The organism is Alkalibacterium sp. s-m-28 (assembly GCF_054658175.1).
In genome coordinates this window covers 1-10,450 of the sequence record NZ_BAAGIQ010000074.1, presented here as the reverse complement: position 1 = coordinate 10,450, position 10,450 = coordinate 1, and the positions used below count along the sequence as shown (strand labels likewise).

Here is a 10,450-nt window from a genome sequence, read left to right as displayed (position 1 = left end):
AAACGTTAATTTTTTTGAATAGCGATCAAACTGACCGATAGCCTGTCGAGACGATTCACTTAATGTTTCTAAAGAAATGTACGAAAACCATTTATTTATGGTCATTTTTGTTTTATACTTATCCATGCTGTAAGTCCTTTGTTTTGGTCTTGGATAAGTCATCCAACCCCATTATAAAGGACTTTTTTATGTCATGAAACAGTTAAATTTTTAATGCAACACTAGTGGTAATGTTTATTAAATGCAGATTTAGACGATTACCAAAATAGAGATTTCAATTCAGTTAACTAATATTGGAAGGAACCAATTTTTAATGCAACACTATGGTTGGCTTTATTATTAAGGTAAAGTTCATCACTCTAATTTGGAAATAATTTTTTTTGATGAGTTTAGTTTTAGAGAACAAATATTCCCTTTTTTATGGTATACTTAAAGCGCCTACCAAACAAGTTGGTAGTAGATAATGTCTGAGTCCGTTTGCAAGCTTTATGCACTCTGGAAATGAATTAATTTGACTAGTCAGTATTGAACTGGCAAACTGTTGTACTAATATTGTCATCATCAGATTAATTACCACACTTTCATTGTTTAAAGTTGACGCTAACGCTCTCTGTACACTATAACATAGTTGTAAAGATCATGGTTGGCCTACATCTAAATGGGCAATAATTGTAGGCTTGTATGTCCGTTGTCAGAAAGGGAGTTATTAGTTGCCATGGCTAATCCTGGACTGACTAACTGAGGTGAAAAAAATAAATAAATATAAATTTTCTAGGAAAGATTATTCAATAAAAGGATATTTTCATTTTGATTATCCTGAACATATATCTAAAGTAGAAAGCTATGTCAAAAATCCTAATAAGATTGCATTACATAGCTTTTTTCCATTAATAGGTTATAAACAAGAGAGAGAAAAATATACAGTTAATATTTCAGAATATACTGATGGACGACCATATAAACCCGCTAGTCGCCCAATAAAATATGCGGGGCATTTAGATGGATACATTTATAAATACTATGCGAATCAATTAAATTGTTTTTACAATGAATGGGCTAGTGAAAATGGGATAGATGACAGCTCTATTGCCTACCGAGGAAATAAAAATGGGAAATCTAATATTGATTTTGCTGCTGAAGTGATTAATTATATTGCAAAACAAGAAGAAGCATATATTTTAGTCGGTGATTTTAAAGGGTATTTTGACTCTCTCAATCATCATCTTTTAAAGAAACGTATAAAAGAGGTTTTACTAACAGATTATTTAGCAAATGATTGGTATAATGTATTTAAATCTGTAACTAAATATGGATATATTGATAAAAATATAATCGAAGATTATTTTGGTATAGAAGCTTTTTTGAGACAACAAGGCTATAAAAAGTTTACATCAATTGATAAAAGTTTATCTGATTTTCGTATTTTGCATAAAATTAAGTCCAATGAATCAAAGAAAGGGATACCCCAAGGCGTGCCAATCAGTGCAGTGATGGCCAATGTTTATGCTATGAATTTTGATTGGAAAATTAATTCATTAGTAGAAAAATCCAATGGACTTTACCGAAGGTATTCAGATGATTTTATTATTGTTATACCTAAATCTTTAAAAGGGAACTCAGAAGAACAATTTCAAACAATAGTTGATACCGTATACCAGTTAGCTTCAGAAAATGAATTAATAATAGCGGAAGAAAAAACACATAAGTATAGGAAAATAAGCGAACAGATTTTTGAAATGAGTAAAAATACATCTTCTAAAACATGTAAAATCGATTATCTTGGTTTTGTATACGATGGAAAAACAGTAACTGTGCGTCAAAAAAGTATAGAGAGATTTTATACGAGAATGAGAAAATTTGTTAAATTAATGCAGCGAAAAAAGACATATAACAATAAGAATTGGAATAAGTCTGTAATGAAGAAAATACCACATAGAAATTATATATATGGTCTTTTTACAGATAGAGGCTTCAAGTTAGAAAATGGAAGTCAAAAAAGCAATTTTATAGAATATGTAAAAAGATCTCAGCGGACATTTGATAAAGTATCACCAAATACGGAAAATGCAATGCTAAATCAAATAAAAAACAGGAAGAAGAAACTAGAAAAGTTATTGGGCAAAAAAATTTATGTAAAACAAATTGATAATTAACTTTCTATCTACTTTTACTATAGAGAAAGCCAAATTGCAGATTTGAGGAGGGAAGATATGGTTGCAACATACAAAGTGGATAAAAAAGTTCTTGCTTGGGCGATTGAAAGTTCCAGTAATGATATTGTATCTCTCCAGAATAAATTCCCTAAAATAGAGATTTGGCTTAGTGAATCTTCTGAAATATCAATTGGCAATATACAAAAATTGAGTAAGATGTTAAATATTCCATTTGGCTATTTCTTTTTAAACGATATACCTCAGGAAGAAGTTTCTATCGCTAATTATCGCACAATTGATAATGAACGCTATCACGAATTAAGTCGAGATCTTTTAGAAACGATTTACGAGATGGAAAGAAAACAAGAATTTGTTAGACTAAGCCGAGTTAAAGATGGGTTTGATCCGTTACCTATTGTGGGTCGTTTTAATAAAAATACTGATTTTATGACAATAGCAAGTGATATTCGCGAAGTTCTAGGTTTATCTATTGATTGGAATCAAAAAGTAGACCGTCCTTATAATGTACTAAGAGATTATTTAAATAAGGTTGGGATATTAGTTTTTAAAAATGGGATTGTTAAATCTAATACTCATCGTAATTTGAATCTTGAAGAGTTTAGGGCGTTTGTATTAATCGATGAGTACGCACCTTTAATTTTTATAAATGCAAAAGATAGTCAAACAGCCCAATTGTTTTCTTTGTGCCATGAACTTGCTCATATTTGGTTAGGAGTGCCAGAATTATTAAATACTTTTAATCAAGATTTCAATGAACAGATTGAAAACAAAGAATTAGAAAGACTGTGTAACCAAGTTGCTGCTGAAATATTATTGCCGAAAATACAAATCAAGAAGTTATTTAACAAAGATTATACAATTGATACTATTCAAACTGTTGCGCATTGTTTAGGCATTAGTCCACAAGTTGTTGCGATTAAACTAAGACAGGAAGAGTCTCTATCTTCTGAACAATTTGAACTAGTGTACAAAGAAGTTGTAAAATATGCCAATGAAAATCTTAATCATAAAAAAAAGAATGGAGATAGGGGAGGAAATTTTTATATAACAGCCTTAAGTAGATTAGATCATAGTTTTGTTAATTTAGTAAATAAAAAAACTTCTACTGGTGAGCTATTATATACTGACGCTTTTGATATGTTAAATATCAGTACTGGAGATACATTTGACAATCTCATAAATAAGATAGGGGTGAAACATGGTTAAGTACTTGTTTGATGCTAATACATTTATTGCACCCCATCGACTTTATTATTCCAATGATATCGTACCTAGCTTTTGGATATGGTTAGAGCAAAATTATGGCGACAATATATTTTTGATTGATAAAGTTAGAGATGAGTTGATAAACAATTCTGACTTTTTAGGAACTTGGGTAAGGAATGCTATTCATAATCACGATAATGTTTTATATACTAATTCTGATCAACATATAGTGGACAATTATGCTTCAATAATGCAATACATTACCACATGCGGCTTTTATAAACCGGCTAGTTACAATACTTGGGCTCAAGGTAATAAAGCTGATCCGTTCCTTATTTCTACCGCATTAAAATTCAATAATAATCGAGAAGAAGCTGTCATTGTTACTATGGAAAAGCGTCTGGGTGGATTAAATACTACGAATCCTACAAGTTCTGAACCTCGAATCCCAGATGTTGCAGATTACTATAATTTGCAGTGCATAGATGTGTTCGAATTTATGCGTCGATTAAATTCCAATTTGTAGGGTTTATTTAAAATATTGCCATCTATCTCAGGAGTTGTGAACACTACATGAGTGTATAGGACAGAATGAGCCATCTGTGCGACCTTCAGCAGCAGTGAGTTAACCTGTTATAAATGAGTTACAGACTCTTAGTTCTTAATAGACAAACTAAGTAGCCCTTGCTACTATAAGATTTTAATAAGGGCTATTTGTTTTGCTGCTGACTATCTTGCTCCAAGACAAATTAGTTTACAATTGCTCAGTTTCGTCTTTTTTAGATATAGATGTCTGATGATTATCATTTTAAAATTGTTTGAAATTCCAATCCAAATTATAGGGAAAAAGATGACTCCTTCAGAGTCATTTTTTTTTGCACATCCGCTAAATTTAGATAAAAAGTTGATTAAATATTCTTCCCTTCGATTCCATTTTTCTTCTAAACTTCTCCCAAACTTGTTCGATTCCATTTATTTCGGATTAGTTTCAGCTTTTTTGGCCTTTTGAATGAGAAAGCACTTCCGCCTATAGTAAGGGTGTACAAGGCCTTGTGCAAATAAAACAGAAGATCTTCAAGAAAAGGATCAATAATGAAAAGAAAATTAACAGAAGAGATGGAACATGATTTTTTCTTCGTTCATGAAAGTATCGTATATGGGGTGCTGAGAAAGTGCGGGATTCGCTTTAATCATCCGGACTACGATGACTATGTACAGATTGGATTATTGAAGCTGGTTGAGGCTTATGAGACATTTCCGGAAGATTTGTGTCAGGAAGCGTATTTCTATCAGTTTACCGGTTATGCCTTTCAGAAAATTCGTTGGGGAATTATTGATGAGATGAGAAAGGCGATCAAAAATGCGGAAAGAGAAACACTGATAGGTGAGGCGCTTGATCGTTCTGTGCCAGAAGAAGGTGTCGAATCGGATAGTGACTGGCTGGTCTGGGAGTTGATGCCGACGATGCTTAAATATTTGACGCCTAATGAGCAGCAGTACTTGAGAGATGCGGCAATCGATCAGCTGTCTATTACGGATATAGCGAAAAAACATAATGTCAGCCGGAAGACAGTGTATGAATGGAGAAAAAAGACCGCCATTAAACTGGCTCATTTTAAAGCAGTGCTGAAGAGTTAAATTCAAGGCTTATATTGATAAAGAGAGAAGGAAACTAGATGAGTAAGACAATTATTATTGATGCGGGACATGGCGGGACGGACCCGGGAGCAATCGGGTTTGGTGTGAATGAGAAAGACTGGACACTTGAAATAAGTTTATACCAGTATAAGCGGTTGAAAGCATTGGGTGCTCAAGTTGCGATTACAAGAAAGTCTGATGTGTCATTAGATCCCACTCAACGAATCGCTCGGATCAAAAATCAGTATGACGTCTGTGTATCGAACCACTGGAATGCGTTTAACGGTTCAGCACGGGGAGTAGAGACAATTCACTCTATCCATGCTAAGCCCGATTTTGCAAAAGACATAGCTGATTCACTAGTCAAAACAACGGGTCTTCCATTGCGCCGTGTATTCACTAGAGAAATTAGAAAAGGAACAGACTACTATTTCATGCACCGTTTAACAGGGAAAACAGAAACGGTCATCATCGAATATGGATTTATTGATAATGTAGTCGATCATCAAGTCTATACTCGCTCAGACATGTTTATCCAGGCAGCAGAAGCTGTGGTGGAATGTATTTGCAGAAAAATCGGTATTCAGTATGTGAAGCCGGACGGGTCAAAGAAGACAAGTCCTGACTCGAACGTTAAAGAGTCAAGTAAGCCAGCTCCTGATTATATTGGTAAAAGAGTGGAAAGCATACATGACGGACAACTGAGGTTTTACAATAAACCAAGTTGGGCTGATCAGGATGTGTTCGGGTATGTCACTAAGGGTCTGGGGTTTCCAACTATTTTAGAAAAAATTAAAGTTGGAAGAGGCGAACAATATAAAGTGAAGAATTCTGCCGGAAAGATTTTTTACATTACCGCTAGCTCAACCTATGTGCGACTAGTTTAAACAAAAAAGATAAACTCATATGAAAAACCGGTTTAAAGGTCAATAATCTAGATGAGAAGAAGCTTTTATTGCCAAAACAACTAAATTTGAGTAAAATAATAGTATAATATATACAAATAGTAATAAGGAGTGAGTAAATATGAGTATGAAAGAGAAGAAGCGTATTCAGATTCAAATAGATAAAGAAGTTGCCGAAGAAGTTGAACTGATTTTTGAGGAATTAGGATTAAATCAGACAACTGCAGTCAATGCATTTTATAAACAAGTACTAGCAAGTGGTGGCTTGCCCTTTGATCTAATGTTAACTAGGGAGCAAAAAGCAGCTATTCGTCTAAATCAAGCATCTAAACGCGCTCCATTAGAAAAGCTTGAGACAAGAGAAGAAGTCGAGGAGTGGTTTGCAAACGAAGAGTATGACTATGAATAACTATGATATTGTTACAGTATATGTGGCTTTTAGTAAAGGTGATGGGGGAAAAAGAAGACCGATATTAGTTCTTGATTTTGATCGAGAGGGTATTGAATTCTACAGCTTAACTAGTAAATTTGCAAAAAAGTCGAAACGCATACAAAAGCAGTATTATAAAATTGAAGATTGGAAAGAAGCTGGTTTAGTCATTCCTTCCTGGATTGATATAGGGAAACGTATTTGGTTACCACTAAATGAAGTAGATAAAATTTCCAAAGTGGGTCAATTAACATTGAGAGACAAAGAAAAACTGGCAGATTTTCTGGAAAACTATTTTTCATAGGTAGTCTTCAAAATGTTACCTGAGATTTATAACATTTCGAATAAAAAAGAGGTGCTGACAGAAAGGTTTTACTCTTTCTGGCAGCACCTCTTTTTGGAAATCTAATGGATTTAAATGGATATTAATTGTTAAAATATTCACAAATGAAAGCAAAGGTTTAAAACTTACTACTTATTTCAGGCAACTGATAAGCTTTTCGTTCCAGCCAGTTAGGAACACAGTTCACTGATCTCAAATGAATAAAAATGTTTAGAAGGGTAAGAGCGAAGGTAACTGGATTAACTTGAGGTTAAGTAAATTAACAATAATCTCTATATTTTTAAGATTATTAAGGTATAATATTATTGAGTACTTTTTTTAACAAATAACTTTACTATTTACTTTGCTTTAATTAGGAGTAATAACAAATGGAAGTAAGAAATGTTTCGTCTTGGGAACAAAAAAATAACTTCCATTGTCAAATCAATCGCAACACTTTTATTAAAACAAGACATAGACCATTTAATTAGGAAGTGAACGGGCCACCCCCATGGGGGTGAAAAAAATTCGCTTCTTAATCGGTTTCGATCCGGGCTAGGTTGAGTCGCTTTTTAATTGTGCTATTTCTTGGTTATAACAGTCAACTGCCGATTCCAAATCCAAGACTTCTCTGATGCGTTTATTAATTCTATCAGCTGCTTCGATGATGGATTCTAAAGTAAACTGATGGAGGGAAAGCCCCTTAGGTATAAACTCTCGAAGTAATTTATTGAAGTTCTCATTTGACCCTCTTTCCCAGGAAGAATAAGCATGACAGAAATAGATGGACAAACGGTCAGTTTCAAGTTCAGATACTTTTGAAAACTCAGATCCATTATCAAACGTAATAGTCTTAAAGGCCTCTGGATTGGCGCTTAAAATACGTTTAAAAGCTGTTAGGACAGTTTCACTAGAGTAATCTCTAATTTTCATTGTGAGTGCATAACGCGTTTTTCTTTCTAGTAATGTGATGATTGCGGGTTCTTCTTTATTTTTTTGCCTTTGACTAAATCCGCTTCCCAATGACCAAATTCAATACGGTCTAAAACCTGTGGGGGACGATCAGAAATACTTTGTCCAAGCACTTTTTTATTTTGACCTTTAGGCTTACTCTTCTTGTTTTTACGAGGAGTTAAGCGATACATCACCGGCAAATCATGTGGTTTGATAGGCAATGCATTTTCCCTAATATAGCGGTAAACCGTTTTAAAGCAAGGAACTTTTTCTTTCGGGTTGTGTCGTGCATATTTCTTAACAAAGGTTTTAATGTTGTGAATACGGTTCTTACCTTTAAACCAGCCTTTATGGTGCGCTTTTTTTAGTTTATACCAAAACCGACCAGAGAAAGCTTTCAATCCTTTGGATTGACTGCGTTGCCTGTTTTGTAGATACTTTGTCTCCGAATAGTCAGCACGGTAAAGCACCACTTTTTTACCGTTAATAATTTGAGGGACTTTTCCGCGTTTGATTTCTCGATATATGGTGGATCGGTCACGTCCAAGTAGTCGAGCAATTTCAGCTTGTTTTTTGTCTTCGTTTAGCCATTTTTCAATTAACTCGCGCTCTTTAAATTTCAAATGTCCTTTGGTATTCTTTGTGTTAAAATGAGTGTGTGACATGAAGATTCGCTCCTATACTTTGTTGTGGTGACTTAAGTATACCGAATCTTCATGTCTTTTTTAATTGATGCGTTTCATTTTACAATACGCCAAAAAAAGTTGTAAGACTAAAAACCCATGTTTTGGGGAAATATAAAAAATAGAAGGTTGATTAATATGCAAAATAGAACATTATGCCTTTTATGGCAAAACCAACAGAGTAGACAATGGTACCATGTTGCTAATTTAACGCTGGAAGAAAATGACGATTATCGTTTTGCATATGAAAGCCAAAACAAAAAAAGAGGTTTAAAAGATGCCCTAGAAAATGGATATCATTTACATCCTTCTTTTCCGAGTGCAGTTAAAACGTACACTTCAGATAAGCTATTTAGCGCGTTTTCTAGAAGGTTACCAAATAAAGCGAGACCGGATTATGTGGAGCTTTTAAAAGCAAATAACTTGAGCGTTAAAAATGATGAGTTTGAAGTTTTAACTATGACTGGCGGGAAACTTATTTCAGATAACTATGAATTTGTTAAGCCGGTAGATTTTGATGGAAAAGATTTTAGCTTTGATTTTTATGTTCGTGGATGGCAACACTATAACGAAGATAAACGACAACTTAAAGATTTATCTGAAATTTCTTTTGAAACGGAAGAAGATAATGGTCAAGATCCTGATGCAATCATCGTGAAATATGCAGGGGAAACTATTGGTTATGTCCCTGCCTTTTATTCCGACTTTATGAAGACTGTTATTGAAAGTAATTCTAGATTTGAAGTTGTGAGCTTTGATTTTAACTCGCAGGCTTCTTCTCATAGGAAAGTAAACATCTTAGTTAAAGGACAAAAAGCTAATATACAAAAGACAGAACGAGAGACCAATCTATTGCTTACTGTTTAGCTATTCCTTTCTGGATTGAAATGGAGAAGCGGATTTGGTTACCACTGATGAAGTAAATAAAATTCCAAAGGAGGCCCTGAGAGAAAGAGTAACTTTCTGTTAGGGCCTTCTTTTTGAAAAATTACTGAATTTTCTAGGGTAGAAATTGTTCTGTTATTCACAAATAAAATCAGACTTTTAAAAGCTAACTACTTATTTCAGGCAGTTGAAAGAAAGCTCGTATCTCTTCCATATAGGGATTATCTTCACCATAGAGAGAAAAGATCAACTGCTGCGATTTAAAATAGGTTATGAATTCTAAATAATCAATGACCGTAAATTCAGGCAACTGATACGCTTTTCGTTCCAGCCATTTATTGACACTGTTCACTGGTCTATTGAACATTCGAATGAATCCGAGATGGGTCACTATCTTATCGATCAATTTCTTGTCTGAGTAATAGCATACTAGACATTTTTTCTGATTTTCGTCTTACATCCATTAGTAGGCATTCTGATATTGTGGTTGGTACCAATAGCCAATTCGTATATTTTTTTCGCACTGTTCATACAAAAAAAGCACCAACCGTAGCTGCTTCCAGCATTTAATACCGCAATTTATATTAGTGGATAATGAGATGTTTTGGAAGTAAAGATTTTAATTGGAGAGAATAAAAAAAGTCCCCCTCTTTAAATCAAAGATATACTCTATTCATGTATATCTATCCTTTTGTAGCTTTTACAAAAGCGTATCCTTTTTCTTCTAAGGATTTCAATCTGGGCTCAATTTTATCAACTACAAATTGGTAATCTATAAATTTGTCTGGATGTTCAAAATCTCGTTTGCTTAACCAAACAGTGTATTTTTTATCCGCAGGGATTGAATCAAAATCAACTATTCTTTTATTATCGATGATACCTTGTGCTGTCCAGAAAGAGAGGTACTGTTCATCAGGAAGGTCAGCGATAGCTTTCCAAGTAATCTTTGACCAATATTTAAATTTTCCCCAAATATCTTGTGACGAGATATATACATTCAATAAGAAATCTTTTCTATCCCAATGAAGAGAATCAGTGGAAGTGATATTAATATCTGGAAATAGTGTGCCTAAAGCATGAAAGTGAAGCTCGCTGTACTTTTCAAGTAAATAAATTTCTTGTGAAAAATCACTAGTGTTGCATAAAACTTAGAATAAATGATTTCCATAGATTGTTACTTTCGTCACAAATGGTTTTCGTTAAAATTTCCAAAAAAGTCAAGTGCTGGCGCAAGGGATGACTTTTTCCAGAAA

10 protein-coding genes and 1 pseudogene are annotated in these 10,450 nt (G+C 33.8%); 8 read left to right on the top strand and 3 right to left on the bottom strand.

Going from position 1 to position 10,450, the window contains the following annotated elements; translation table 11 throughout:
* Positions 1–743 precede the first annotated feature (743 nt).
* From ACYQ4S_RS09240 to ACYQ4S_RS09210, 7 genes are all read left to right on the top strand, one after another.
* A complete protein-coding gene (locus tag ACYQ4S_RS09240) occupies positions 744–2,153 on the top strand; it encodes a reverse transcriptase domain-containing protein (protein ID WP_459770734.1) in 1,410 nt (469 codons plus the stop codon).
* 57 nt (positions 2,154–2,210) lie between these two features.
* Entirely contained in the window at positions 2,211–3,380 is a 1,170-nt protein-coding gene (locus ACYQ4S_RS09235) for an ImmA/IrrE family metallo-endopeptidase (protein ID WP_459770732.1), read from the top strand.
* Positions 3,373–3,906, top strand: coding sequence for a DUF4411 family protein (locus ACYQ4S_RS09230; protein ID WP_459770730.1), 534 nt, complete (start codon positions 3,373–3,375; stop codon positions 3,904–3,906). The genes ACYQ4S_RS09235 and ACYQ4S_RS09230 overlap by 8 nt, the downstream gene beginning before the upstream one ends.
* 566 nt (positions 3,907–4,472) lie before the next feature.
* Positions 4,473–5,018, top strand: a complete 546-nt coding sequence (locus ACYQ4S_RS09225) for a sigma-70 family RNA polymerase sigma factor (RefSeq protein ID WP_346024769.1) — start codon at positions 4,473–4,475, stop codon at positions 5,016–5,018.
* A gap of 38 nt (positions 5,019–5,056) precedes the next feature.
* Complete coding sequence (locus ACYQ4S_RS09220) at positions 5,057–5,905, top strand: N-acetylmuramoyl-L-alanine amidase family protein (protein ID WP_346024768.1); 849 nt, start codon at positions 5,057–5,059, stop codon at positions 5,903–5,905.
* A 139-nt stretch (positions 5,906–6,044) separates the two neighbouring features.
* Positions 6,045–6,332, top strand: coding sequence for a type II toxin-antitoxin system RelB/DinJ family antitoxin (locus ACYQ4S_RS09215; protein WP_346024767.1), 288 nt, complete (start codon positions 6,045–6,047; stop codon positions 6,330–6,332).
* On the top strand, positions 6,325–6,657 hold the full coding sequence (locus tag ACYQ4S_RS09210) for a type II toxin-antitoxin system PemK/MazF family toxin (protein WP_459770727.1): 333 nt from the start codon (positions 6,325–6,327) through the stop codon (positions 6,655–6,657). Before ACYQ4S_RS09215 ends, ACYQ4S_RS09210 begins: the two co-directional genes overlap by 8 nt.
* Before the next feature lie 573 nt (positions 6,658–7,230).
* Here ACYQ4S_RS09210 and ACYQ4S_RS09205 read toward each other — a convergent pair.
* Positions 7,231–8,294 (bottom strand): annotated as a pseudogene (locus ACYQ4S_RS09205) (IS30 family transposase).
* Between the two features lie 156 nt (positions 8,295–8,450).
* On the opposite strand from ACYQ4S_RS09205, the gene ACYQ4S_RS09200 reads away from it, so the two are divergent.
* Complete coding sequence (locus ACYQ4S_RS09200) at positions 8,451–9,179, top strand: HIRAN domain-containing protein (RefSeq protein WP_346024764.1); 729 nt, start codon at positions 8,451–8,453, stop codon at positions 9,177–9,179.
* Between the two features lie 184 nt (positions 9,180–9,363).
* On the opposite strand, the gene ACYQ4S_RS09195 is transcribed toward ACYQ4S_RS09200, so the two are convergent.
* Both ACYQ4S_RS09195 and ACYQ4S_RS09190 read right to left on the bottom strand, forming a co-directional pair.
* Positions 9,364–9,564 (bottom strand): hypothetical protein, encoded by a 201-nt coding sequence (locus ACYQ4S_RS09195; protein WP_459770725.1) that lies wholly within the window; start codon positions 9,562–9,564, stop codon positions 9,364–9,366.
* A gap of 316 nt (positions 9,565–9,880) precedes the next feature.
* The gene (locus ACYQ4S_RS09190; RefSeq protein ID WP_459770723.1) at positions 9,881–10,198 is read right to left on the bottom strand and encodes a hypothetical protein; all 318 of its coding nucleotides are present in this window, start codon (positions 10,196–10,198) and stop codon (positions 9,881–9,883) included.
* Between the last annotated feature and the right edge of the window lie 252 nt (positions 10,199–10,450).